24 protein-coding genes and 1 pseudogene are annotated in these 25957 nt (G+C 32.7%); 20 read left to right on the plus strand and 5 right to left on the minus strand.

From position 1 onward, the window contains the following. Positions 1-37: 37 nt before the first annotated feature. The 20 genes and pseudogenes from RMO70_RS03725 (at position 38) to RMO70_RS03820 (ending at position 22709) form a co-directional block, all read left to right on the plus strand. Positions 38-4354 (plus strand): CusA/CzcA family heavy metal efflux RND transporter, encoded by a 4317-nt coding sequence (locus RMO70_RS03725; protein ID WP_310555080.1) that lies wholly within the window; start codon positions 38-40, stop codon positions 4352-4354. Positions 4355-4365: 11 nt separating this feature from the next. Beyond that, the gene (locus RMO70_RS03730; RefSeq protein ID WP_310555081.1) at positions 4366-5565 is read left to right on the plus strand and encodes an efflux RND transporter periplasmic adaptor subunit; all 1200 of its coding nucleotides are present in this window, start codon (positions 4366-4368) and stop codon (positions 5563-5565) included. Positions 5566-5578: 13 nt separating this feature from the next. Then, entirely contained in the window at positions 5579-6268 is a 690-nt protein-coding gene (locus RMO70_RS03735) for a HupE/UreJ family protein (RefSeq protein WP_310555082.1), read from the plus strand. 10 nt (positions 6269-6278) lie between these two features. Beyond that, positions 6279-6905, plus strand: coding sequence for a hypothetical protein (locus tag RMO70_RS03740; RefSeq protein ID WP_310555083.1), 627 nt, complete (start codon positions 6279-6281; stop codon positions 6903-6905). 6 nt (positions 6906-6911) lie between these two features. After that, positions 6912-7241: a heavy metal-binding domain-containing protein gene (locus tag RMO70_RS03745; protein ID WP_310555084.1), complete on the plus strand. Its 330-nt coding sequence runs from the start codon at positions 6912-6914 to the stop codon at positions 7239-7241. A 74-nt stretch (positions 7242-7315) separates the two neighbouring features. Then, entirely contained in the window at positions 7316-7684 is a 369-nt protein-coding gene (locus tag RMO70_RS03750) for a hypothetical protein (protein ID WP_310555085.1), read from the plus strand. 4 nt (positions 7685-7688) lie between these two features. Next, positions 7689-7967 (plus strand): annotated as a pseudogene (locus tag RMO70_RS03755) (class I SAM-dependent methyltransferase); the annotation flags it as partial. Between the two features lie 25 nt (positions 7968-7992). Further along, positions 7993-8946 (plus strand): metal-dependent hydrolase, encoded by a 954-nt coding sequence (locus RMO70_RS03760; protein WP_310555086.1) that lies wholly within the window; start codon positions 7993-7995, stop codon positions 8944-8946. Between the two features lie 11 nt (positions 8947-8957). Further along, positions 8958-10949, plus strand: coding sequence for a heavy metal translocating P-type ATPase (locus RMO70_RS03765; RefSeq protein WP_310555087.1), 1992 nt, complete (start codon positions 8958-8960; stop codon positions 10947-10949). Positions 10950-11105: 156 nt separating this feature from the next. Next, a complete protein-coding gene (locus tag RMO70_RS03770; protein ID WP_310555088.1) occupies positions 11106-14114 on the plus strand; it encodes an Eco57I restriction-modification methylase domain-containing protein in 3009 nt (1002 codons plus the stop codon). Positions 14115-14125: 11 nt separating this feature from the next. After that, positions 14126-15409 carry an SIR2 family protein gene (locus RMO70_RS03775; protein ID WP_310555089.1) on the plus strand — a complete coding sequence of 428 codons (1284 nt, stop codon included), beginning with the start codon at positions 14126-14128 and terminating at the stop codon, positions 15407-15409. Continuing rightward, positions 15402-17141 carry an ATP-binding protein gene (locus RMO70_RS03780; RefSeq protein WP_310555090.1) on the plus strand — a complete coding sequence of 580 codons (1740 nt, stop codon included), beginning with the start codon at positions 15402-15404 and terminating at the stop codon, positions 17139-17141. The genes RMO70_RS03775 and RMO70_RS03780 overlap by 8 nt, the downstream gene beginning before the upstream one ends. Then, the gene (locus RMO70_RS03785) at positions 17142-17912 is read left to right on the plus strand and encodes an HNH endonuclease (RefSeq protein WP_310555091.1); all 771 of its coding nucleotides are present in this window, start codon (positions 17142-17144) and stop codon (positions 17910-17912) included. It abuts the gene before it with no gap. Between the two features lie 3 nt (positions 17913-17915). Then, positions 17916-18644: a hypothetical protein gene (locus RMO70_RS03790; RefSeq protein ID WP_310555092.1), complete on the plus strand. Its 729-nt coding sequence runs from the start codon at positions 17916-17918 to the stop codon at positions 18642-18644. 7 nt (positions 18645-18651) lie between these two features. After that, positions 18652-18810 (plus strand): hypothetical protein, encoded by a 159-nt coding sequence (locus tag RMO70_RS03795; RefSeq protein ID WP_310555093.1) that lies wholly within the window; start codon positions 18652-18654, stop codon positions 18808-18810. Positions 18811-18872: 62 nt separating this feature from the next. After that, positions 18873-19295, plus strand: a complete 423-nt coding sequence (locus tag RMO70_RS03800; protein ID WP_310555094.1) for a hypothetical protein — start codon at positions 18873-18875, stop codon at positions 19293-19295. Positions 19296-19400: 105 nt separating this feature from the next. Then, positions 19401-20201 carry a hypothetical protein gene (locus tag RMO70_RS03805; protein WP_310555095.1) on the plus strand — a complete coding sequence of 267 codons (801 nt, stop codon included), beginning with the start codon at positions 19401-19403 and terminating at the stop codon, positions 20199-20201. Beyond that, on the plus strand, positions 20201-21058 hold the full coding sequence (locus tag RMO70_RS03810; RefSeq protein WP_310555096.1) for a nucleotidyl transferase AbiEii/AbiGii toxin family protein: 858 nt from the start codon (positions 20201-20203) through the stop codon (positions 21056-21058). Before RMO70_RS03805 ends, RMO70_RS03810 begins: the two co-directional genes overlap by 1 nt. Positions 21059-22038: 980 nt before the next feature. Beyond that, on the plus strand, positions 22039-22506 hold the full coding sequence (locus tag RMO70_RS03815) for a DUF6943 family protein (protein WP_310555097.1): 468 nt from the start codon (positions 22039-22041) through the stop codon (positions 22504-22506). Positions 22507-22526: 20 nt separating this feature from the next. Next, positions 22527-22709, plus strand: a complete 183-nt coding sequence (locus tag RMO70_RS03820) for a hypothetical protein (RefSeq protein ID WP_310555098.1) — start codon at positions 22527-22529, stop codon at positions 22707-22709. Positions 22710-22776: 67 nt separating this feature from the next. Here the strand turns inward: RMO70_RS03820 and RMO70_RS03825 are convergent, their stop codons facing one another. From RMO70_RS03825 to RMO70_RS03845, 5 genes are read right to left on the minus strand one after another with little or no spacing between them, the layout of a single operon-like run. Further along, a complete protein-coding gene (locus tag RMO70_RS03825; protein WP_310555099.1) occupies positions 22777-22953 on the minus strand; it encodes a hypothetical protein in 177 nt (58 codons plus the stop codon). Then, entirely contained in the window at positions 22940-23137 is a 198-nt protein-coding gene (locus tag RMO70_RS03830) for a hypothetical protein (RefSeq protein WP_310555100.1), read from the minus strand. The genes RMO70_RS03825 and RMO70_RS03830 overlap by 14 nt, the downstream gene beginning before the upstream one ends. Before the next feature lie 58 nt (positions 23138-23195). Beyond that, positions 23196-23750 (minus strand): hypothetical protein, encoded by a 555-nt coding sequence (locus tag RMO70_RS03835; protein ID WP_310555101.1) that lies wholly within the window; start codon positions 23748-23750, stop codon positions 23196-23198. Between the two features lie 12 nt (positions 23751-23762). Further along, positions 23763-24158 carry a DUF5675 family protein gene (locus RMO70_RS03840; RefSeq protein WP_310555102.1) on the minus strand — a complete coding sequence of 132 codons (396 nt, stop codon included), beginning with the start codon at positions 24156-24158 and terminating at the stop codon, positions 23763-23765. Position 24159: 1 nt separating this feature from the next. Further along, the gene (locus tag RMO70_RS03845) at positions 24160-24915 is read right to left on the minus strand and encodes a hypothetical protein (protein WP_310555103.1); all 756 of its coding nucleotides are present in this window, start codon (positions 24913-24915) and stop codon (positions 24160-24162) included. Positions 24916-25957 lie beyond the last annotated feature (1042 nt).

Below are 25957 nucleotides of genomic sequence, written 5' to 3' on the forward strand. Positions count from 1 at the left end.
TTTATTTGCTAATTTCTAATTCTATATACTATTTTCAATGTTAGACAAAATTATACAGTTCAGTATAAAGAATAAATTCGTTATACTGCTTTTTACCCTTGTATTATTAGCTTGGGGTAGCTATTCCGTCAAGCAATTACCGCTTGATGCTTTACCTGATGTAACTAACAATCAGGTACAAATATTGACAACGGCTCCAACTTTGGCAGCACAAGAGGTCGAACAATTAATTACATATCCTTTAGAGCAATCAGTTAAAACAATCCCAAAAGTAATTGAGCTACGAAGTATTTCTCGTTTTGGACTTTCAGTTGTTACTGTTGTTTTCAAAGACGATGTAGATATTTATTGGGCTAGAGAACAAATTTTTCAACGACTAAAGCAAGCCGAAGAAAATATACCTAAATATGCTGGCTCTCCAGAGTTAGCACCAATCACAACAGGTCTTGGCGAAATCTATCAATATGATGTATATGCCAAAAAAGGATATGAAGACAAATACGATGCTGTTAAATTAAGAACCATCCAAGACTGGATAATAATTCCACAATTACAAGGTATTGAAGGTGTAGCCGAGGTCAGCACTTGGGGCGGAAAGTTAAAGCAATACGAAATAGCCGTCAATCCAAATACACTCAACAGTTTGGGCGTAACCATAACCGAGATTTTTGATGCTTTAGAAAAAAACAATCAAAATACAGGTGGTGCATACATCGAAAAAGACCAATACGTCTATTTCATTCGTGGTGTTGGTATGGCTTCTGGCATAAATGATTTAGAAAAGGTAGTTATCAAAAACCGAAATGGTGCACCAGTTTTAGTTCGCGATGTAGCAACAGTTCGTGAGGGAATTGCATTGCGTTATGGCGCATCAACCAAAGATGGCAAAGGAGAAATTGTAAGTGGTTTAGCTTTAATGCTCAAAGGAGAAAACTCAAGCGCTGTAACAGAGCGAGTAAAAGAAAAAATGATACAAATCAACAAAACACTCCCTGAAGGTGTTGTTGCTGAGGCGTTTATTGATAGAGCAAAATTAGTTGACAATGTAATTGGTACAGTAACTAAAAACTTAATTGAAGGAGCATTAATAGTAATTTTTGTTTTGATTTTATTCTTAGGTAATCTAAGAGCAGGATTAATAGTAGCTTCTGTTATTCCATTATCAATGCTTTTCGCAATTATTCTGATGAACTTATTTGGGATAAGCGGAAACTTAATGAGTTTAGGTGCAATTGATTTCGGGATTATTGTCGATGGTGCGGTTATCATTGTCGAAGCAACAATGCACCATTTACAAAAGTTAAAGCAACAGAAGAATTTAACACAATCCGAAATGGATAGTGAAGTATTAAAATCGGCTTCAAAAATTCGTAATAGTGCAGCTTTTGGCGAAATGATCATCTTAATTGTGTACTTACCAATACTCGCATTAGTCGGCACCGAAGGCAAAATGTTCAAGCCTATGGCAATGACGGTAGGATTTGCAGTAATTGGAGCATTTGTTTTGTCTTTGACCTATATACCTATGATGAGTGCCATGTTTTTGTCTAAAAACACCGAGCACAAACCAAATTTTAGTGATAGAATGATGGCATGGTTTGAAAAAATCTACACACCATTTTTAGACAAAGCATTGGAAATCAAAAAAACGGTATTAGCCATTTCATTAGGTTTGTTCGTGTTGGCATTAATCACTTTTCAAAATATGGGTGGCGAGTTCATTCCAACTATTGAAGAAGGCGATTTAGCAATCAATGCAACTATCATGACAGGAAGCTCATTGACTCAAATGGTAGAAACCACAACCAAATACGAGAAAATTCTAAAAACAAAATTCCCAGAAATTGAAACTATTGTAACCAAAATAGGTAGTGGCGAAATACCAACCGATCCTATGCCAATAGAAAGTGGCGATTTAATTATTGTTTTAAAAGATAAATCAGAATGGACTTCTGCCGATAATTGGGAAGATTTAGCCAATCTTATGAAAGAAGAAATGGAAGCTATTCCGGGTGCAACCATCGAAATTTCACAACCTATACAAATGCGTTTTAACGAATTAATGACAGGTAGCAGAAGCGACATCGCCATTAAAATTTTTGGGGATGATTTAGAAATTTTAGATAAAAAAGCAACCGAGTTAATATCAAAAATAAACAGCATAGATGGTATTGGCGATTTAAAAGCCGACAAAGTAACGGGCTTACCACAAATTACTGTGAAATATGATTACAACAAAATCGCATTGTATGGTTTAAATATCGCCGACATAAATCAAATCATACGTTCTTCATTTGCAGGCGAAAGTGCAGGTAAAATTTATGAAGAAAGTAAACGATTTGATATAGTTGTTAGAATGGATGCACCTAACAGAGCTGATATTACTGATGTAAGCAATTTATTTATTCCGTTACCAAATGGTCAGCAAGTGCCGCTTTCACAAGTTGCTTCTATCAATTACGAACAAGGTCCGGTACAAGTTTCTCGCGAAGACGGAAAACGTAGAATTACTGTAGGCTTGAATGTTCGAGGTCGAGACATTAAAAGTGTGGTTGATGAAATTCAGCAAAAATTAGAAAGCAATTTCAAACTTCCAGCGGGTTATTACGTTACTTATGGCGGTCAATTTGAAAATTTAGTAGAAGCAAACAAACGTTTATCAGTTGCTTTGCCTATTGCTTTAGGATTAATTATGGTGCTGCTTTACTTTACTTTCAGTAGTATCAAACAGTCATTATTAATTTTTACAGCAATTCCATTATCAGCTATTGGTGGCGTTTTTGCGCTTTGGATTAGAGGAATGCCTTTTAGTATCTCAGCCGGAATTGGATTTATTGCATTATTCGGTATAGCAGTTTTAAACGGAATTGTATTAATATCCTATTTTAACCAACTCAAAACTGAAGGCATAATCGATCCTTTGCAACGAGTTTTAATCGGAACTAAAACCAGACTTAGACCAGTATTAATGACAGCAGCGGTAGCTTCATTAGGATTTATGCCTATGGCATTATCCACCAGTGGCGGTGCCGAAGTACAAAAACCATTGGCAACTGTTGTTATCGGGGGTCTTTTGTCCGCAACATTACTTACATTAATCGTTTTACCAATACTCTATTTATTGTTCGAGAAAGGAATTAAAAAAAGAAAAAACATGTCAAAATCAATAGCAACTACAATCATTTTATTGGTAAGCACCTTTTCATTTGCGCAAAATAAGCAAACCGTAACTTTAGACCAAGCTATAGACTTAGCCAAAAAGAATAATATCGATTTGAAAATCGCCGATAAGGAAATTGAAAAGCAAACGGTGCTCAAAAAAACAGCATTCCAAGTTGATCCATTGCAAGTACAATACCAAGGTGGACAATTTAATAGTGTCGATTACGACCACAACGTTTCTGTTCAGCAATATTTTCCTATTGGTAAAATCACAAAAGCCAACCGTCAGTTGCAAGAAGAGTTGGCAAAATTAGCCGAGAAAAGAAAAGCATTGTCTGAATATGAGTTGGAGAAAGCAGTAACATTAGCATATTATCAATATTTATATGGCGTTTCTATTCAAAAATTGAACAATGAGTTAAATGAAATTTATACTAAGTTCTTAAAAAATGCAGAATTGCGTTTCAATACCGGTGAAAGTGGAAACATTGAAGTAATAAGTGCCAAAGCCAAAGTAAAGGAAATTGAAACCCAAAAATTGCAATTAGAAAATGATTTGGTTATGTATCAAAAGCAACTTCAATATTTCATACAAACAGATGAAAATATAGTGCCAGATGATAAAACACCATTAAAGTATGCAACTACTTCATTAACAAAAGAGGATAAAGTGCAAGGACTTGTAAACGATTTCTACACCCAACAAATTTCGGTATATCAAAAAGAAGCCAATACGTTCAAAGCAATGCGAACTCCAAAATTAGGATTGGGTTATTTTGGACAAACAATCGATACAAAATTTTATTTTCAAGGAATTACAGCAGGTTTGCAAATACCATTATTTGGAGGTGCCAATACTGCTCGTGCTAAAGCTTCTCAAATAAGTGTTTCACAATCACAGTTGCAATTAGATAAAAGTAAAATAACGATGAAATTGCAAAAAGAGGAACTTCATAACGAATTTGAAAAACAACAAAAAGCAGTTTTGTATTACCAAAACGAAGGATTGCAATATGCCGAACAAATTATTACAACGGCTCAAAAAAGTTATGCCAATGGCGACATGAGTTACTGGTCATACATCAGTTTTCTAAACCAAGCCATCGATATTAAAAAGCAAAATGCTGAAGCGTTAAGCGCGTTTAATCAAAGTGCTATTCAATTGCAATTCCCAACATTTTCTAATAACTAATAATTCTCAAAATGAAAAGTATATATAAAAAATCAAATTATAGTTTTATTCTCTTTCTTCTTGTTTCTTGCTTCCTTGTACTGACCTCTTGTGGAGAAAAGAAAACTGAAGAAACTAATACCGAAGAAAAAACAGAAACAGAAATAGCGTTAACCGAAGCGCAATTCAAAACCATTGGTGTCGAAACAGGCAGTATTGAAATGAAAAACCTTAATACGGTAATCAAAGCAAATGGTTATACTGCTGTTCCACCACAAAATATGGCAAATATATCAACCTTAATCGGTGGTGTAGTCAAAGATATTTACGTGTTAGAAGGAACCTATGTTTCTAAAGGAAAAACATTGGCAACCATTCAAAACCTTGAAGTAACAGAAATGCAGGAAGATTATAATTCTGCTATTGCAAACATTGAATACTTGCAATTAGAGTACAACCGCCAAAAAACATTAAGCGATGAAAATGTAAATCCACGCAAGACATTTCAAGAAGTAAAATCAAAATTAGCTGTAGAAAGAGCGAGAGCAAAGGCAGCAAAAAACAAGCTACAAGCATTGAATGTTAGTTTAAACGGAAGCACTTCATTAATTCCTATTGTTTCACCTATAAGTGGATATGTTGGTAAAATTAGTATAACCAAAGGTGCATTTGCAGAAACAGGTGTAACACTTTTTGAAGTGGTCGATAATAGCCAAATGCACTTGGATTTGAATGTGTTTGAAAAAGATTTAGGTAAAATTTCCGTAGGTCAAGAAGTCGATTTTGTTTTGACTAATCAATCCAACAAATCCATAAAAGGAAAAATATTCGGTATCAATAAATCATTCTCCAACGAAAGTAAAACCGTTGCTGTTCACGCCAAAATAAATCCAAGCGATGCTAAAGATTTAATTTCCGGCATGTATGTAGCTGCAAATATCAATATTACCAACCAAACGGTTCAAGCATTACCAAAAGATGCAATTGTTAAAGATGGTGATAAATATTACATATACATACAAGAAGAGCACCATGAAGATGTTACAAAAAATAAAGAACACGAACAGAAAGAAGTCCATTTTAAAGCTATCGAAGTTTCTCCAGGAACAACAGATTTAGGATATACAGAAGTAAAATTGATGTCAGAAATCGAAAATGATGCTAAAATAGTAATTAAAGGTGCTTATTATTTACTAGCATCTTCAAAAGGTGGCGGTGAACACGACCATTAAAAATCAGTTCAAAATGATAAAAAATAAAATTTTAATTTATTCGCTACTATTCTTTGCGTTACTTTTCTGTGGTAATATATATGCCCATGGAGTTGATGGCGATACAAAAGCATTTTTAATTGACAATAAAGGAGCAGCATTTATGCCTTTTTTATACATCGGTGCAAAGCACATGATAACAGGTTATGACCATTTACTATTTCTAGTAGGCGTAATTTTCTTTTTATACAAACCAAAAGAAGTGCTATTATACGTTAGTTTTTTCACAATCGGACATAGCATAACGTTGCTGTTGGGAGTGTTGTTGAACTTACAAGTAAACGCCTATTTAATTGATGCGATTATCGCTTTATCAATCGTATATAAAGGGTTTGACAATTTAGGTGGATTTCAAAAAGTTTTTCACTACCAACCCAATACTAAAATAGCAGTAGTAGTTTTTGGGCTGTTTCACGGTTTGGGTTTGGCAACCAAATTACAAGAATTTAATTTTGGTAAACAAAATCTTTTTACTAACCTCATTGGGTTTAATATAGGTGTCGAAATAGGTCAATTTATAGCACTTTTAGTCGTTTTGATTTTAATAAGTATTTGGAGAAAGTACAATTCTTTTTTACGCTTCTCAGTCGTAACAAATACCTTATTAATGATGGCAGGCTTTGTACTAATGATTTTTCAACTAACAGGATATTTTAATTCTTAAATTATAAAAAATGACAACAAATAATTCACAACCCAATCTTTCGTCATCACAAATCATAAAAGCTACTATTATTGCTTTATTAATGTCATTAATTCTGGCAGTTGTAGCGGTTTTGCCGGCAGAATATGGTAAAGATTATACAGGTTTGGGTAAAGTATTTGGTTTTTCTAGATTACATCAAGAGGAAGGTCAATCAAAAGGAACAGTAGCAGTAACTCCAGCTTTTAAAGAACTAACATTGAACAATGTGGGTTCAGGTCCCGAAGTTCCTAAACCAATTGAAGGAAACAATCCTGCTCCATCCAAACAATATGAAAACAGAAAAGACAGTATTAAAATTACAGTTCCAGCAGGCAAAGGTTTAGAGTATAAAATTGCAGTTCTAAAATACGGTCAAGTAAAATATGCATGGAAAACCAACCAAGGATTTTTGTTTGTGGATATGCACGGCGACGTGAAATCGGCAGACATAAAATCGGGTTACTTTGAAAGTTATACTGTAGCCCATTCCAACAATATGGTGGGTTCTTTTATCGCACCGTATGAAGGTAAACATGGTTGGTATTTTAAAAACAAATCCAATGCAGACATTGAAGTAACAATAAATTTAACAGGTGAGTATCAATTAATAAATTAAGTAAAAATGAAAAAAGTAATCTTTATGATGGCATTTGCCATCGCAACAGTAGCAGTAGTTTCGTGTGATAAAAAGACCAAAACCGAAACAACAACAGAGCAGAAAGAACACGAACATCCAACAACAGAAGCACATCAAATGGCTTATGTTTGTCCAATGGATTGTGAAAAAGGAAAAACCTATGAAACCGCAGGCAAATGTCCAACTTGTAGTATGGCTTTGGTAGAAAAAAAGCACGCAGAAAGCGACGGACTCGAACATTCTAAAACGAAAGAGTTAACTCCCGAAGAAAAAGAACACGGACATTCTCATGGCGAAGAGGGTCACGATCATTAAAAAAAATGCAAATGAGTAGTATTTCAATGCTCAATTACAAATTAAATTATCTAGCATAAAAATAATAGTATAAAATGAAAAATTTAAAAATTAACAGTAGAGTAATAATTGCGATAATGGTTGTTTTATTTTCAATCACTTCATCAATCGCACAAGAAAAAAAGACTAACGGAAAAGCAGTTATTAAAACAACTTTAAACTGTGATCATTGCAAAGAATGTGAAACCTGTGGCTTGAAATTCAAAACAGAAATGCTTAAAATAAAAGGGGTGAAAATGTATGAACTTGACGATAAGAAAATGACTTTTACAGTCTATTACAATCCAAAGAAAACCGATTTACAAACCATTAAAGTTGGAATCTCGAAATTAGGTTATGATGCCGATGAAGTTAAAGCAACCTCAGAAGGAATTGCGTCTTTAGACGGATGTTGTAAAAGATAAACCAATGGCAAATAACAAGTCACATTGGGAAAATGTTTTTGCAACCAAAAATCCAAACGAAGTAAGTTGGACACAAAAATATCCCAAAACTTCAATGAATTATTTAGAAGAATTGAACCTATCAAAAACCGCCAATATCATTGATGTTGGCGGTGGCGATAGTAATCTAGTTGATGCTTTATTAGACAAGGGATATCAGAATATTTGGGTTTTAGACATCTCTGAATTTGCATTGGAACGAGCAAAAAAACGTTTGGGAGAAAAAGCCAATTTAGTGCATTGGAATTAAATAAGAGCACTTTTTGATTATGGATAGTTTAACACAAGCAACATTAGGCGGAGCAATTGGAGAATTGCTTCTTGGTAAAAAAACGGGTAAACGAGGTGCAATCGTAGGTGCGATAATCGCTACCATTCCAGACCTTGATGTTATGCTTATTCCTTTTTGCAATAATTTACAAAGAATAACAATACACCGCGCTTACAGCCATTCAATCGTTTTTTCAATTATTGGGGCAATTTTTATTTCATTTATTCTATCTAAAATAAAGTCATTTAAAGAAATTTCATTTATCCGATTGTATATTTTTAGTTGGCTTGCGTTATTTACCCATATGTTGCTTGATGCTTTTACAACATATGGTACCCAACTTTTTTTACCTTTTTCTGATTACAGAGTTAGTTTCGACAGTATTAATATTGTAGATCCATTTTATACTTTACCATTGCTTGTAGGACTATTAATTACTCTATATAGTAAAAATCAAAGCAAAAGTAGATTTAACAAGATTGGATTATTAATAAGTACCTTCTACTTAATGTTCACTTTAGGAATAAAGCAATTTGTAAATAGGAAATTTGAAACAGCACTCAAAAAACAAAAAATAGAACAATTTGATTTACTTTCTGTGCCTGTAAAAATTGGTAGTGTGAATTGGTATGGTGTAGCTAAAACAAAAGATAGTATATATCTTGGAAAATATTCTTTTCTAAATACTCAAAGTCCTATTCATTATGAAAGTTTTCCAGTAAATGATACTCTGTTAAATAAGCTTGACCCTCATCTTGCTGATCGACTTAAATGGTTTTCAAAAGGATTTTATACCGTAGTCAAAGATAAGGATAAAATCAGGTTATACAGTTTACAGGTTGATATGAGAGGTGTTAAACAAATAGGTAAATACAAAGCTCCAACAGCAGGATTTTTTGAAATTACTTCAAATCCAGATAAAAGCTACAAACTACAATATAAAGAACATTAAATAAAAATATAATGGAGCATACTCACAAGTACGATGTACGAGGCAAACAGCTTTGTTGTACACTCGAAGAAAAAATAAATAAAAAAACCGAACATCATTCTGATGATGACGGTCATGACCACGACCATTCCAACGAAGAAAAATCTACGTTTCAAATGTTCTTGCCAGCTATCATAAGTTTTGCATTATTGATAATTGCAATTGGGCTGGATAATTATTTTCCTCAATCTTGGTTTTCAGGTTACGTTAGAATTGGATGGTACATTTTGGCTTACATTCCAGTAGGTTTTCCAGTAGTTAAAGAAGCATTTGAAAGTATCAGAAAAGGCGAAATATTTTCAGAATTTCTATTAATGTCTATAGCAACTATCGGAGCATTTGCCATTAGCGAATTTCCAGAAGGTGTTGCTGTAATGTTGTTTTATGCCATTGGCGAGATATTCCAAACATTGGCAGTACAACGAGCAAAAGCAAACATAAAATCATTACTTGATCAACGACCAGACGAGGTTACTATTTTAGAGAATAATGTCGCTAAAACTATAAAAGCTGCAGCGGCTAAAATTGGCGATATTATTCAACTCAAAGCAGGAGAGAAACTAGGCTTAGATGGCGAATTACTTTCAGATACTGCTTCATTCAACACAGCGGCACTTACCGGAGAAAGCAAACCAGACACTAAAGCAAAAGGAGAAACTGTTTTGGCAGGAATGATAAATTTAAATTCGGTGTGTCAAGTCAAAGTGACTGTTGCTTATACCGATAGTAAACTATCAAAAATTCTCGAAATGGTGCAAGATGCAACAACAAAAAAAGCACCAACCGAATTATTCATAAGAAAGTTTGCCAAGATTTACACTCCTATTGTAGTACTTTTAGCTGTCTTAATTTGTATTGTACCTATGCTTTTTGTAGATGATTATCAGTTTAGAGATTGGTTGTATAGAGCATTAGTATTCCTTGTTATTTCTTGTCCTTGTGCTTTAGTTATCAGTATTCCGTTGGGATATTTCGGTGGAATTGGAGCAGCTTCTAAAAACGGAATTTTATTTAAAGGAAGTAATTTCCTCGATGTAATGGCTACTGTTCAAAATGTAGTAATGGATAAAACAGGTACAATGACAGAGGGCGTTTTCAATGTCCAAGAAGTTGTTTTTAATCCTGATTTCAATAAAGAGGATATACTTCAAATGGTCAATGCTTTAGAAAGTCAGAGTACACATCCTGTTGCAACTGCTATTCATGAATTTGTCGGAAAAATTGATGCGTCAATAGAACTTAAAAAAGTAGAAGAAATTTCAGGTCACGGATTAAAAGCTGATGTAAAAGGAAAAGAATTATTGGTAGGGAATTTTAAACTGATGGACAAATTCTCTATCAAATATGATATTGATCCTGCAACCATTGTTTATACTTTAATTGCTATTGCTTACGACAAAAAGTTTGTGGGTTATTTAACCATCGCCGACAGCATTAAAGAAGATGCACAAATCACAATCGACAAATTAAAAGCACTAGGTATAAAAACTACAATGTTAAGTGGCGATAAGAATACCGTAGTTCAGTTTGTAGCAAAATCACTTGGTATTACAAATGCTTTTGGTGATTTACTTCCCGAAGACAAAGTAAATAAAGTTAAAGAAATTATTGCTAAAAAAGAAACGGTAGCTTTTGTTGGCGACGGTGTAAACGATGCGCCAGTAGTAGCATTAAGTAACGTAGGTATTGCAATGGGTGGTTTAGGAAGCGATGCCACCATTGAAACTGCCGATGTAGTAATTCAGGATGATAAGCCAAGTAAAATTGCAATGGCAATCAATATTGGTAAACAAACCAAAAAAATTGTTTGGCAAAACATTATTTTAGCATTTGTTGTAAAAGCAATTGTTTTAATTCTCGGAGCTGGAGGTTTAGCCACAATGTGGGAAGCCGTTTTTGCAGATGTAGGTGTAGCGTTATTGGCAATATTAAACGCGGTCAGAATTCAGAGAATGAAGTTTTAGAGTTAGTTATTATTCAATAATTAAAGGGTGTTTGTTTTAAATAGCTAGCATCCTTTTTTTATGGACATTCAATAACTCTGTTAAAAACTACTTACAGTATTCCTACATAATTCATTAATATTAACTAATTTGGTAATCTAAATAAAGCGTTACCACATGGCATTATTCCAAGCATCTGTACTCAAAAAATATTTGAGCCAACAAGATACAGACCAAGTTCAAAAATCCTATAAAAAATATACCAAGTATTTTCACAATCCTGCTATTCAGGAAAACATCCGCAATAGTAAAGAAGAACAATTCCAGGAGGGATTTTTAAGAGAGTTATTTGTAGAAATATTTGGTTACACGCTTAATCCGGCACCAAAATTTAATTTAACCACCGAATTTAAAAATCTAAAAGGCGCAAAAAAAGCCGATGGTGCCATTCTTAAAGACGGTAAAGCCATAGGAGTCATTGAACTTAAAGGAACCGACACCAAAGACCTTGAAAGCATTCGCCAACAAGCCTTTGACTATAAAGCCAATCATGTCGGTTGTAGTTATGTTATTACCTCTAATTTTGAAAAGCTGAGGTTTTATATCAATGATGCTGTAGAGTATGAAGAATTCAATTTGTTTACGCTCAATGCTAAGCAATTTGAATTGTTATACCTGTGTTTGGCAAAAGAAAACATACAATCAAACAAACCACTAACTATAAAGGAAACTTCTATACTTGAGGAAAAAGAAATTACCAATAGGTTATATGGAGATTACTCTTTATTCAAGCGAGAATTGTTTCGCGATTTAGTAAAGCAAAATCAAAACAACGTTTTATTTCGCGATTTAGGCGACAAGAATTTTAAGTTAACACTTTTCAAAAAGTCACAAAAACTTTTAGATCGTTTTCTTTTCATACTGTTTGCCGAAGACAGAGGTTTATTAGCTCCAAATACCATTACAACCATCAACAATGAATGGAAAGCATTGAAAGAGTTGGATGTTGAAATGCCATTATACGATCGTTACAAGCAATACTTCAGTTTTCTCGATACAGGACGCAAAGGCACAGACAAGAAAGAAGAAGTCTTTGCTTATAATGGTGGATTATTCCAACCTGATGCTATTTTAGATGCTATCATTATTGACGATGAACTACTTTATCGTCATACAAAACACCTAACTACCTATCATTTCGAAAGTCAAGTTGACGTGAACATACTTGGGCACATCTTTGAGCATTCGCTAAATGAAATTGAAAGCATCAACGCAGAAATTGAAGGAACCGATTTCGACAAACAAAAAACCAAACGAAAAAAAGATGGCGTTTTCTATACGCCAAAATACATTACTAAGTACATAGTCGATAACACTATTGGAAAACTATGTACCGAGAAAAAACAAGAAATTGGCATCGTTGATGAAGAATATGCAAAAGGACGTAAAAACCGCCACGAAGCAACCATTAAAAAACTTGACCAACAACTTAAAGACTATCGAGAATGGCTATTAGAACTAACCATTTGTGACCCTGCTTGTGGTTCAGGAGCATTTCTTAACCAAGCATTGGATTTCTTGATAAAAGAACACAATTATTTAGACGAACTCAACAAACAACTCTTTGGTGGCTTTTTTGTGTTTCCCGATATTGAAAACCAAATTTTGGAACACAATATTTACGGGGTAGACCTTAATGATGAAAGTGTAGAAATTGCAAAACTTTCTTTGTGGTTAAGGACAGCACAGCCAAAACGAAAACTGACTAGTTTAAATAACAATATAAAATGTGGTAACTCACTCATAGAAAATAAAACCATTGCCGGCGAAAAAGCTTTCAATTGGAAAGAACAATTCCCAGAAGTTTTTGCGAAGGGTGGATTCGATGTCATCATTGGGAATCCGCCTTATGTTGTTTACATAAAATCAATCTTCGGTGACGAAACTTTAAAATATGTAAATCAGCGATTTCAATTTTCAGAATATAATCCAAATACCTATGCTTTATTCAGTGATTTAGGATTAAATATGATTCTGAAAAAAGGAGGATATCTTGGATTTATTATACCAAATTCTTGGCTTGATGGTCAATATTTTTCAAAAATGAGAAAGGGTGTTTATCATAAAAATGTTAATGAAATTGTATATTTAAAAGATACCGTATTTGCTGAAGTTGTTGAAACTGTAATTTTATTGTCTGAAAATGTAGCAAATAAAAATGAAACTATTAAGTTGTCTTCAGATGTAATCAACAATACCTTTGAGAAAGTTCAATTTGATAAAGATAAATTTATTTTTGGTTATAATCCTTTCATTACTAAGTCAGAACCTTTTTTAGAAAAGTTAGAAACGAAATTCGATCAACTTGGTAAAAACGCAATTGTTTATCGTGGTGTTGAAACTAGGGATAATAGTAAATGGTTATCTGAAACCAAACAATCAGAGTTTCATATTCCAATTTTATTAGGTCGAGATGTAAATAAATATCAATACAATCATAGTGGTACTTATTTGAATTTTATTAAAAAAGAGATGAAAAGTAATGCAAATGAAAATATGTATTTGCAGCCAAAAATTTTAATGAGGAGAACTGGAGCTACCATAATAGCAACAATTGAAACTGAAATGTATTTCGCACTTAAAAATTTATATTTAATAATCCCCAAAAATACAAATGAAATTTATTCAATGATTGCACAAATTAATTCTAGATTAATGAGTTACTACCATAAAACTAAAAGTAGTGATGAAAATAAGGCATTTGCCCAATTTAAAGGCATTTATATTGAAGGATTTCCTTATGTCAAGAGTGAAAGTTCAGAGTTTAAAATTTTAGTAAATGACATTTTAAATCGTACAAATGATTTCAATAAATTGCTAACAAAATTAACAAACTACTTTTCAGGGCAATACAAACTAGAAAAACTAACTAAAAAGTTAGAAAATTGGCATGAATTAAATTTCTCAGAGTTCATTGCAGAACTCAATAAAGCTATAAAAGCAACAGGGCAACCACAATTAACAAAAAAGGACGAGTTTGATTGGATAGAGTTGTTTGAAGAAAACAAAGCGAAAGCACAAAACCTAAAATCTCAAATAGAAACTATAGAAAACAAAATAGATAAAATGGTGTATGAGTTGTATGGGTTGAGTGAGGAAGAAATTGAGATTATTAAAAATAGTTAAAGCAAGGAATCATGAGCAAAAAATTTATCTATATAAATGGTAAGAAATCAGTAGAAGTTGAATACGGCGCTGACGAAGTAATTGTTGATGTATATATTGATGGTGTTAAGCATCAATTTAAGGAGGATAATCCAAATAAACTAGAATATGCTTTAGCTACAAAAAGGAAAAAGTATTCGGAATTTCTTAATAATCAATTTGAAAATTTAATAATTCTAACTGGTGCTGGTTCATCTGTAAATATTGGAGAAAGCATCATTATTGATGACGTTTCAATAGAGAGAAAAGGTAGATTGCTTGCGCAGCTTTGGGATGATGTAGCAGCAAAATTGTCGCAACCCTTTTTAGATAAATTCTGTAAATTGGTGAGATATGAAGAGATGTTCAAAGCAAATGAAGAAGATGTTAATTTTCAATATGTCAAAAATTTAGAAAAACTTTTGTCACTCGCAAATATTGCAAAAAATTATGTCATTGATGTTCCGGCAGAAGGAGAAGAAGCTATGGATATTGATAAAATAATTAAAGAAATAGAAAAAATAATTAAAGTAAATTGTTCTCTGAAATTACCTGAAAATGCACCACACTCGCTTTTTATTGAAAAAATAACAAAACGAAAAGTAACACTACCAAGAGTTAAAATTTTCACCTTGAACTATGATACACTTTTTGAACAAGCCGGAAGAAAAAAGAACTTTACAATTATCGATGGTTTTTCTTTTTCACACCCAAGAACATTCAGCGGTAGGAATTTTGATTTAGATATTGTTTCAAGAAATTCTAGTAGAGTAAAAGAAGAAGATAATTTTGTTCAAAAAGTATTTCATTTATATAAACCACACGGTTCTGTTGATTGGGCTAAAGAGGGTTATGATATAATTCAAAAAGACGAAGTTGAAAATCCATTAATGATTTTTCCAAAAGACAGTAAATATGAAAGTTCTTATGAGCAGCCTTTTTTTGAAATGATGTCTCGATTTCAACAGAATTTAAGAAATGAAAATGTACTGTTAATTTGTGTTGGTTTTAGCTTTAGTGACAAACATATAGTAACAGCTATTGTTGAAGCTTTAGAACAAAATCCGGGCTTTCAATTGATGGTCGTTAATAAAGATATAGATACTACCTCTGAAACTTTCAAACCAATCTTTGAAGCATCCAAAAAACATAACAACATTGTATTGATTGATGAGTTGTTTGAAGATTTTGCCAATAATTTTCCTGATTTGAAATCCTATAATCAAGAAGATGCAAAAAAGATTATACTCAATTTAAATACGCCTAATAATGAGTAATAATCCATTCAATCACAGTCATTTTATTGGTTATATAAATCAAGTTACACCGCAGTATGTAAAGGTTCATTTTCCATCATCAGTATTGATGAAGTCATTTACTTTTTACGGTGAAGAATTGAAAGGTGGATTGGTTGGTAATTATGTAGTTATTGAAGGCGAGAAATATGGTTTTCTTGGAAAAATATTAGAATTAAGTTTACCCGAAAAAGAAAGATTAGAGTTAAGTGAGAAGTCATTTAATACTAAAGAATTTCATCCTACTGGAAAAATAGAAATACTTTTATCATTCGAACTTTTTGAACCCTCAAATATTGATAAAGGATTAAATTCTTTACCAATGATTGGTGCAAAAGTATTTATCTGTTCTTCTGAATTTATCAAGGGTTATTTCAAAGGTTTTGGTGTTAAAAAAGAACACATTGGTACAGCTCCAGTAATTGAGTTAGGAAGATTGACTTATGATAAATCAACAATTGTTGAACTTTCACAACAAGCAATATTTGGAAGACATTGCGCAGTAGTTGGTACAACAGGAGGAGGAAAAAGTTATACTGTAAGTAAATTACTTGAAGCATTAAAATTCAATAATAGTAAATCTATATTAATTGATGCAACAGGTGAATACTCAACTTTAGATGACGACCCGAAAGTTTCAAATACGGTTATCGCTTTGTCATCTTTTTTTCCTTATTCAAAATTAACAATTGGTGATTTATTTGTATTATTTAGACCATCTGGTCAAGTGCAACAACCCATCTTATTAGAAGCAATAAAATCATTAAAAATTGCGCACTGTTTATTAAGAGATAAAGACAAATTTCCACATACTATTGCCGAACAAAGAGTAACATTTAAAATAAAAGATAAAGATTTGATAATAGAAAATGGTTGTGTTGTTAAATCAGGTAGTGAAACAAGACCATTTAATAATGCACATTACATTTATAAAACAGAAATTGAAGACGATAATTCTAGTTTTTTTGATATAAATAAATTATCGCAGCAAATCATAAATGAATGTTATCAAATAAATGGAGATCGTTGGCAAACTTTTCAAGATGCTCGGAATTTCGGAAATAGTACCAGCTTAATTATGAGAATTAACAATACTATAAATGATACCGATTTTAAAAAAATGTTTGGTTTTAATCCTATTGCTGATGAAGTTGACATAATTGAAATGATTGAAAATTTCCTAAAAGACAATGATAAATGTATACTAAGAATAGGATTTGAGAATGTACCTTTTAACTTTCAGTCCAGAGAAATTTTAGCAAATGCTATTGGCAAATATTTATTAAATAAATCTAGAATAGGTACATTTAAAGAGAAACCTTTAGTCTTATTTATTGACGAAGCACATCAATTTTTAAATAAGAAAGTTAAGGATGAATATTTCGAAAGCACAGAATTAAACTCATTTGATAGTATTGCAAAAGAATGTAGAAAATATGGCTTATTTTTATGTATTGCAACACAAATGCCGAGAGATATTCCAAACGGTACATTAAGTCAAATAGGAACTTTTATAGCACACAGGTTAATCAACCATCAAGATAAAGAAGCTATTGCAAATGCTTGTTCTTCTGCAAATAGAGATACTCTTGCGTTCTTACCTGTCTTAGGTTCTGGAGAAGCAATTTTAATGGGTGTTGATTTTCCTATGCCAGTTATGTTAAAAGTTGAAATGCCAATAATTAAACCTAAATCTGATACGCCATTGTTTTAAATGAAAAAATGTATTTGGTGTCATAGAGAAGAATCGGAAACTACATTTAAGAAACTAGCTCATACAATTCCACAATCTTTAGGAGGGAAAATGATATGTGAGAATGTTTGTGATGATTGTAATCATTATTTTGGAAATATATCTGATAAATTACCATCCATAGAGGAAACTTTTAAAGAGACATTTAACATTACTAGACTCAGATTATTAGGAAAAGAGAGAGTTGGAAAAAATAAAGCATTAGCGAAATTTAAGTCAACATATTTTAATGTAGATATTCAAAAAGGAAAATTTGCACTTAAGCTAAAATTTCAATTGAAACCCAATTTTCAAAAAGTATTATGCAGACAATTTAAAAGAGGTATTTATAAAGTATTTTTAGAAGAACTCGAAAGACAAGAAAATAAAGGTCATCAAAGCAAGTATCAGTTTATTAGAAATTTCGCAAGATATAATCAAGTCGATTTGCCTGTGTTTTACTTTCAAAAAGGCGTTGGGCTTATAATGACAAACGAAAGTTGGATAAAGAATCCTGAATTACATATTCATAAAGATTATAGAATGAAATATTTGTTTTGTGATGAAAACTTTATAGAATTTGAATTGTTGGGTCATGTGTTTGGAATTGTCAAAAATGAAAATTGGCGATTTTTCTATGAAGATTATATGACCAAAAGCCAAAATATGAAACAAAATTTTATATTTAAACACATGATTGAAATTGATTATTTAATTGATATCGATTTAGCTTTAAATGTCTTTAATGATTAATGTATGATTATATCACCTAATTCCATTTTACGTTCTCCACCAAAGGTTTTGCATCCTGATCAAATTTATGTATTCAATGCTATACGATATAGTGTAGATATTTGTGAGGTTACTTTTAAAAGATTAGAAAAGAATTTATTTGACTTTGCATTTAATCCGAGCTATGGCGATTATATTCCACTAATTTTTTCAGATGTATGGACAATAATAAATAATGCAACTATCTTGAAGAATGTTATAAAAAAGCATTTTAAAATAGATGATAAAAACCCATTACTAGTTGGACTAAAAAAATTAGAAGGATTAAGACACTCAAATCAACATTTAGAAGATAGGATTAATGAAATAAAATCATTCGATGATTTACCACCAATTTACGGTACTTTATCTTGGTTAACAAAAGAAGATGAAAACGGAATTGATGGCATTTTATCAGTTATTTATTCCGGTACAGTAAAAGACAGAATCAAAACAACTCCTATAAATCCAGCCGATAAAATAAATAGAAAAAAAGTAAATGACATTAAATTTACAGGTGTCGATAGAGAAGCAAGGACAGCAAATTTTTTTGAAACTTCAATTTATATAAACCTAATTATTGATGACATAAAAGAAATTATTAATCAATTTGAACTCCAGATAAATGAACAATTTAAAAATATAGATATTTCAGAAAAGTATATTTCGGACTTGATTATTCAATTGAAAGTAAGAGAAGTTGAAGGTCAATAATAGCAAGATGGAACACACAATAAAATTATTTTTAAAACTTGGTAACGAAGAAAATATTCTCGATTTATTCGAAAATGGAACAATCTATATGAATACAATTGAATACTTTCGAAAAGTCGAAGTGGGGAGTTACGAGGCGACAAGTATGAAGGAGTTTCGAGAATAATTAATTCATTACCTGGTACTTTTAAAATTAAAGGTATTGATAAAGAATTTAACTATATAAAAATGCACTTGAGAGAAGCTCATGATGAAGTTATTGGAAATATTTATTCCTTGTATGCAATATCTTCAAAAGGTTTTCCTAATCCATTAGATTTTGAATTTGATAAACGAAATTTAAGATTTGGAACACATTGCTTAATGATTAAAAACCTGCCTTATTTCTTCAAAAAAATTGAAAAAGAATTAAAAAAGAGCAATTATAAATTCCATCATAATTTTGTAGATTATTATGATAAAGATGAGGTCAATAGAGAAATCACATTATTTGAAAAACCTTTGGAGTTTGAATATCAAAAAGAATTTAGATTTTATATTGAGGACACTGGTATGAAACCTATAAAAATCCAAATAGGTTCTTTAAAAAAGTATGCTGAAATATTTAAAATAGAAGATTTGTTAGAAGTAAAAATTGAACCCCAAAAGTAATATTTACAAAACCACATAATTTATACAAAAATTAGCATTACTTTTGATTACCTTTAACCACAATATAAACCCCATTTTTTAGGGTTTATCTTTAAACGATTAGTAATGGCAAAAAGCACCTATATTTCAGAAAATACAACACAAAATCAAATAGATTTTATGTTAATGCTTGATGATAATGAGTTAGACATCTTTACTTTAGAAGAGATTAAATCAATTGCATCAGGCGAATTTGAAAACATAAATGAGATAGTAGAAAATCTAGTTCAAAAAAAACTGCTGTCTCGTATAGAAAGAGGCAAATACTGTAGGTACAATTTCAGAGACGAAAACGTTATTGGCTGTAAATTATCAGAGGATTGTGCCATTGCCTATTGGTCTGCATTAAACAAACACGGGCTTACAGAACAATTCCCGAATTCTATTTTCATTCAAACTACAAAAAGAAAATCAGACAAAAGTGTTTTTGGAGTTTCTTATAAATTCATTCAAATTTCAAAATTAAAAATAGTTGGAATAGAAAAATTAGGATTTGGAAATCACAGCTATCAAATGACCGATATTGAAAAAACCATTATCGATTGTTTTGATTTGCCGCAATATTCCGGTGGTTACGCCGAATTAATTCGGGCATTCAATCAAGCAAGCCTCAACAGTGAAAAAATGATTGTGTATTGCAAAGCCATTAAAAACATTGCCATTACAAAACGAATGGGATATTTAGCAGAATTACTAAATAAAAAAGGAATGAAATCATTTATAAACTTCGCAGTAAAAGAAGTCAACGAAAAATACAATCTCTTTGACCCATTCGGAATAGAAGAGGGAGAATTTATCAACAAATGGCGATTGAGATTAAACATAAGCCGAGAAGAAATTTTAGACATCTGTAACAAACAATATTAATGATTTTACAAAAAGAAATAGCAACCATTTCCGAACAACTAGGTGTATCGAAAACAGTAATTGATAAAGATTGGATGTTGGGCCACTTCATAGCAGCAATATTTAACGAACCGGAACTAAAGGAAACACTAATCTTCAAAGGAGGAACTTGTCTAAAGAAATGTTGGTTTGAAGAATATAGATTTTCAGAAGATTTGGATTTTACCTCAAAGTCACAAGAATTTAAGCTTACACCAGAACATTTAAAATTTATCACAAAACATATCGAAGACAATACTGGAGTAAAAACACACATTGTATCATTAAAACCATTACAATTTCAAGACAAACTAACAGGATATGAAGCCATAATTAAATTTTGGGGAGCAGATCATCCAAGAAATGTGATGCCTCCAACTCCAGACCGCTGGCAGACAAAAATTAAAATCGAAATAATTCTCTACGAAGAAATGATTTTTGAAGTTACAGAACGAGCGGTTAGCCATCCATATTCAGACAAACTTGCATTAGAAAACGCAATACCTTGTTATAAAATAGAAGAGGTGTTATCCGAAAAAATCAGGGCATTAATCCAACGCTCTTATACGGCACCAAGAGATTACTATGACATTTGGTACTTATCCAATAATTTTCCTGATTTAAACTGGTCAATAATCGTTGATGCTTTTTACAAGAAAATGAAATTCAAGAATATTGAGTTCACAGGAGTAGATCAGTTAATCAATCCAAAAAGTGATAAGGCTCTAAAAGGCGCTTGGAAAAACAGTTTAGGGCATCAAATTCAACCTGATAAATTACCTGAATATGAAGTAGTCAGAGAAAATATTTTACAGTTGTTTGAGAGTATTTTTAAATGATTTATAATCAGAACATTACTGGCAATCAACACGGGCACCCGAGAGCTTTGTTCGAACAGGCGTAGCAATCAAGCGGTCTCCCTCTGGTCGTTCCCTTTGTTCCGTTCGGCTGTTCCAGTCAGGTTCCCCCGATTGCCATCGGGGTCGCCTTCCATTCCACAGACACTTCAACAGCACAAAAAAATAACCGTTTTAAAAAAAGCCGTTATTTTTTTACGCTGTTTCGTTCCTCATCTTCACACGGTCACTTCCTGCGTTCGTCGGGGCTTATGCATCCACAACACAGCTTCATTTCACTACACTCCGCAAGCTACGTTCCGCTCAACTCAGCAGTGTCATGTCTGCCGCCCCTTAATGTTTCAGCGGTTGCTCTTTCGCACAGCCATCGGAGTTGGCTCCGTTCAGTAAAAACTTCACTTTGCCCTAAATTAAGGTACGCCTACGGCTGACCTTAATCTTTTCCCCGCCGTTTCACGCTGCTATCCCTTCTCTCCACTTCGCAAGCTACGTTCCATTCCCGGTCTAGCGTGGCTGTTCGATTGCCGCAACACCGCCACGTCGCTCCTCACAAAAAATAATTTCCGCTACCGCTACAATTTTTTTTGTTGCGGTGCTTGGGGGTGTTCCTAAACAACAGCATTAGTTTTAAAATGAACTACATGGATTTTTCTTCGATTGAAACTTCTCGGATAAAAGAAAAATAAAAAAAATAAAAAAAAGAGAGCAAAGTTAAGTTCGAGGTTTACAAAAAAGAAAGTTCAAGCCCTTCGGGTTTCGGATAAAATCTCCACCCTTTGGGTAGTATTTTATCCGAAAAACTTGCTTTTTTGAAACCTTCCACTTCGACGAATGGCTTTCTTTTTTCTCTTTTTTTCTTTTGAAATGATAATTCTTCGCTTCCAATTGAAAAAATTTTAAATCAGCGAAAAAAATTTTGTGTGCGAAGCTTTAGCAGAGCACATCACTTTAAATCCGACGCCATGAAATCGAAGATTCACGAACACCAAAAAAACAATTTTATAGGAGTGAGTACAAATTTTATTATTAAAACTCACAAAAAAGACACCCTTTACGCAAAACCACATTTATTCATACTCAACAAAGGGATGAACAGCGGAAAGCCCCAAAAAGAGCAATTTACTAACAGTTTTGTCGTCATTTTCGAAAATGAAGAGGATTGCGAAAATATTTTTTGGATAACCTACAGCCTTTGGCAATCCAAATTTTGGCATCGTAACCTTTGCGGATCTGTAATACCTTTTTTGAGAATAGCAGATTTTATAAAAGAGTTTTCAGCGAAAGCAGACGAAATACTCTTAGACTTTGAACAACACAAAAAAGATGTGCACGCGTTGAGGTTATTACAATTGCAGGAAAAACAATTCCATCTAAATATCAATCTAATCAATGACTTGCGTAGGGTTATTCTGCACAGGTATTGCAAATAATTAATCTAAAATCAATATATATGACACTATTTATTCTATTCCAAACAGACATCTGGAAAAGCAATGCATCTCGTGTTTTTTTCGGAGTATTCGACAACAGAATTAAAGCTATAGACTGCGCAAAATACCACGGTCTATATTCCAATGCTACTGAAGTAGTAATTGAAGAAGTTACATTAAATTTATGCGAAGAATGTCAATAAAAAAGCCAGGTCTTACGACTTGGCTTTAATTTTGTTTAACCCAAAGGTCACCACAACTAAGGTTAAACTATTTTTTGTGCTTCTTAATAATACTTTTAAGTACTAAGGATATAGTAAAACTTACGATGGCTCCAACACCAGCTAATACAATGGTTTTAAAAATATCCGCCGATTGAATATTTGGAATGATACTCAAAAATGTACCACCTGCAGTACCCATTAGTGTATGACTATTTGTTGTCATTGTCATTCTGCGTTTTGCGGAGGATCTCATCCTCTTTAACTGTTAATTGACTGACAGCCGATGCAACACCACCGGCTACAACTAAATAGCCACCAACTGATGTTAAAACAACTGGTAAAGCAATTGGCGCTGCCAATATAGTTCCGCCAATAGCTGCTAATACCAAACCAACATTTCGAAGCACTTTAAAAAATTTCGGAGTGGGAGCTTGCGCTCTTTTTACAAGTTTCATGGTCGAGTTCTTATTTAGGAATATAAATCATGCAGGCAGTATTAATAATGCCTTGTCCACCAAGTTCATTCCCTTTGCCACCTGTATCGCAAATAGTGAACTCACCAGTGGTGCTTTTTCCTTTATTTCCTCCACCTGTATCAGATTGTTCTAAACCACCACTGGAGTTTTTCCCACCTGTATCACTAATGGAACTTCTCTCACCAATAGTCGCATAGTCTCCAGTATTGGTATTCGTACCTTTACTGCCGCCAGTATCTATATTGTCCAAATCATTAGGTGAAATTACTTGTCCAGTATCGGAACTCGTACCTTTTCCACCAGTTTCGGCAATATAAAACAACGAAGTTGGTTCGTTCTCTGGTACTTCAGCCATGTAGCAAATTCCGGGTAACGAAGTAGTTTTTGGCTTGATAATATATCCAGGATCTAAAGTTTTGTTTCCTCCAGTATCTATTGTGGTAATTAGGTTTTGCGTTGGCTGTGCATAGCTAACAAATGTTCCTAGAACGGCTAATAAAAGAAACAATCCTTGTTTCAGTTTATTTAAAAAAAATGTTTTCATAATAATAAAAATTTAAGATTTGATAATGATTAAAACTCTTTGCTTCTCATCCAAAGCTTTATAAACAATTGTTTTAAGCTTAGTGAAAGCTTTTCGGGATTGTAAACCTAAACCGGCTCCCGAAATCTTTGTGACCGGTGCGATACATCCGTTTAGTTCTTTCAAAGCATTATTGGCAGGATGAAATAGAATGAAACTTCTATTCTTTACATCAATTACTTCCAAATGCCATTGAAACTTCCGACTGTATCGCTTTCTAATAAAATATTTCCCTTCCGGAATGCAAGAAACCTTTGTTTCGTTATTCTTCCAAGGCAACTCAATAGTGTAACAAATCAATTTGCCCTCGCATTCGAGTTTACCGTTTGTTCCATCTGGGAAATAAGTTCTCGATAGTTCTAAAACCATCTTACAATCCGCTTACAGCAATAAGTGATAATGGATTGTATGCACCATTTTTAAGTGAATACATTTGTCCATTTACTTGTTGGTAAAACTCAACGCCCAATGCCAAAAACAAAGGTTTTGTACTCGCTGGAGTAACCGCATTTGTTTGAGCAATAGCAGCCGTAGCCACTGCATCCCATGGTAAAATTGCAGTTTCCGAACCAGCAACTACAAACGTTTCAGCTTCAAAATCAATTTCAGCACCAGCCGAAATAATTTTGTAGTGAGTAGTTCCACTCGGTGCAGCAATCATATTGCTTGGAATAAACGAAGCCAAATCCACAGTAATTTCTCCAGTAACTCTATCAATTGCACCTACAAAAGGAGCAAACAAACTAGTTCCTAGTTTACCACGAATGTTGAATTCAAACCCAGTCAACAATTCTGCTTCACCATCAATCACGTTTCGCAAACCTCTTTCGTTAATCAAATCCGCTTGAATAACTTTTACCATTTGCTGCGTTAAACGGCTTACCAATCTCCCATCAGCTGAGTTCAAAAGCTGTGCTCTCAATGCTGTTCTCAAAACCTTACCTGCCTTTCCAGCACGACCAAATTCAGAACCATTCTCACGAGTTCTTTGAAACGCTGGATCACTTGCAATTCTATTAGCGTCAATTCCGCCTTTTTCTCTTGCTAAATGCCCATCTTGGGTTTTATAAAAAGTAATATCTCCGATAGTACCTTTCAACTTAATTATGCCTTTCTGTCTAGCCATAACTTCTAAAATTTTTGTTTATAAATCAGTGAACACTCCCTCAATCATAATCTTGTTGCAACAGCTGTAGATTGATTTAGAACAAATTTTAACCATTATTCATTTGCTAATTATTCAAGTGTCATTAATTGACATAAATGTCCTAAACAGTCTTAAATGTCATTTAACTAGTCCAATCATTGATTCTGAACCAAAGCAATTATGACTTATTTTTATCCAATTTTTAATTTAACTGAACTAGGTTTCAAGTAAATCAAAGCCCAGTCAAAGGCATAGATAATGTATGAAAATGGATAAAAAGAGAATATGTATCTACCCAAAGGATATACAACTCATTACAGGTAAGAGTTATAGACAAAGTGCCAGATTGTTGCAAAAGATTAGAAACGACCTGAATAAGCTTGAAAATGAGTTTGTTTCAGTTGAAGAGTTCTGTCAATACACCAGCTTAAAGATTGAACAGGTAGAACCTTTGATTATTGGTTGAAGCAGCATAAGAAAGTATCGATAATTGAACTTCACAACTAATCTAAATAAGTTCAATAACTAGTTCATTTATTGAACAATAAATTGAGGAATTGTTATGATTAATCTTTTAGTTTTTATACATTTGTAGTATAAGATTTCGAAAAATTTGCATGTCATTTACAGGAGCAAAAGCGAGACCCTAGGATTATAAAAGATATTAAAATCAGCAATATCAATCGGTTAGAAATGGATGACAAATCCCTCTTTCTCCGCGAAAACCTTTATAATCGTTTGATTGTAAGGGTTTTATTTTTTAGTTGTAAATTAGAATACTTTTATTAAAGACTAATTTCAAACAGATTTAATTTACTTTCAGAAATAATAGTCAACTATTACAAGTAAATTGTAATTTTACAATTTAATTGCTAAATTCCAATCATGAAATATTTATTCTGTTTTCTCTTTTTTAGTACATCTATTTTTGCCCAAACTTCAATTGATAGTCTTTTAACAAAGTACAATAATAAATCAGTCTCTTATATAACAATTAAAGAATTTAAGGAACTTAAAAATC

This window comes from Flavobacterium sp., assembly GCF_031422135.1.
Taxonomy (GTDB): domain Bacteria; phylum Bacteroidota; class Bacteroidia; order Flavobacteriales; family Flavobacteriaceae; genus Flavobacterium.

Excerpts from the sequence above, each read along its gene's own strand:
- RMO70_RS03725 (WP_310555080.1), top strand. The coding sequence starts at position 38 with ATGTTAGACAAAATTATACAGTTCAGTATAAAGAATAAATTCGTTATA.
- RMO70_RS03730 (WP_310555081.1), top strand. The coding sequence starts at position 4,366 with ATGAAAAGTATATATAAAAAATCAAATTATAGTTTTATTCTCTTTCTT.
- RMO70_RS03735 (WP_310555082.1), top strand. The coding sequence starts at position 5,579 with ATGATAAAAAATAAAATTTTAATTTATTCGCTACTATTCTTTGCGTTA.
- RMO70_RS03740 (WP_310555083.1), top strand. The coding sequence starts at position 6,279 with ATGACAACAAATAATTCACAACCCAATCTTTCGTCATCACAAATCATA.
- RMO70_RS03745 (WP_310555084.1), top strand. The coding sequence starts at position 6,912 with ATGAAAAAAGTAATCTTTATGATGGCATTTGCCATCGCAACAGTAGCA.
- RMO70_RS03750 (WP_310555085.1), top strand. The coding sequence starts at position 7,316 with ATGAAAAATTTAAAAATTAACAGTAGAGTAATAATTGCGATAATGGTT.
- RMO70_RS03760 (WP_310555086.1), top strand. The coding sequence starts at position 7,993 with ATGGATAGTTTAACACAAGCAACATTAGGCGGAGCAATTGGAGAATTG.
- RMO70_RS03765 (WP_310555087.1), top strand. The coding sequence starts at position 8,958 with ATGGAGCATACTCACAAGTACGATGTACGAGGCAAACAGCTTTGTTGT.
- RMO70_RS03770 (WP_310555088.1), top strand. The coding sequence starts at position 11,106 with ATGGCATTATTCCAAGCATCTGTACTCAAAAAATATTTGAGCCAACAA.
- RMO70_RS03775 (WP_310555089.1), top strand. The coding sequence starts at position 14,126 with ATGAGCAAAAAATTTATCTATATAAATGGTAAGAAATCAGTAGAAGTT.
- RMO70_RS03780 (WP_310555090.1), top strand. The coding sequence starts at position 15,402 with ATGAGTAATAATCCATTCAATCACAGTCATTTTATTGGTTATATAAAT.
- RMO70_RS03785 (WP_310555091.1), top strand. The coding sequence starts at position 17,142 with ATGAAAAAATGTATTTGGTGTCATAGAGAAGAATCGGAAACTACATTT.
- RMO70_RS03790 (WP_310555092.1), top strand. The coding sequence starts at position 17,916 with ATGATTATATCACCTAATTCCATTTTACGTTCTCCACCAAAGGTTTTG.
- RMO70_RS03795 (WP_310555093.1), top strand. The coding sequence starts at position 18,652 with ATGGAACACACAATAAAATTATTTTTAAAACTTGGTAACGAAGAAAAT.
- RMO70_RS03800 (WP_310555094.1), top strand. The coding sequence starts at position 18,873 with ATGCACTTGAGAGAAGCTCATGATGAAGTTATTGGAAATATTTATTCC.
- RMO70_RS03805 (WP_310555095.1), top strand. The coding sequence starts at position 19,401 with ATGGCAAAAAGCACCTATATTTCAGAAAATACAACACAAAATCAAATA.
- RMO70_RS03810 (WP_310555096.1), top strand. The coding sequence starts at position 20,201 with ATGATTTTACAAAAAGAAATAGCAACCATTTCCGAACAACTAGGTGTA.
- RMO70_RS03815 (WP_310555097.1), top strand. The coding sequence starts at position 22,039 with ATGAAATCGAAGATTCACGAACACCAAAAAAACAATTTTATAGGAGTG.
- RMO70_RS03820 (WP_310555098.1), top strand. The coding sequence starts at position 22,527 with ATGACACTATTTATTCTATTCCAAACAGACATCTGGAAAAGCAATGCA.
- RMO70_RS03825 (WP_310555099.1), bottom strand. The coding sequence starts at position 22,953 with ATGACAACAAATAGTCATACACTAATGGGTACTGCAGGTGGTACATTT.
- RMO70_RS03835 (WP_310555101.1), bottom strand. The coding sequence starts at position 23,750 with ATGAAAACATTTTTTTTAAATAAACTGAAACAAGGATTGTTTCTTTTA.
- RMO70_RS03840 (WP_310555102.1), bottom strand. The coding sequence starts at position 24,158 with ATGGTTTTAGAACTATCGAGAACTTATTTCCCAGATGGAACAAACGGT.
- RMO70_RS03845 (WP_310555103.1), bottom strand. The coding sequence starts at position 24,915 with ATGGCTAGACAGAAAGGCATAATTAAGTTGAAAGGTACTATCGGAGAT.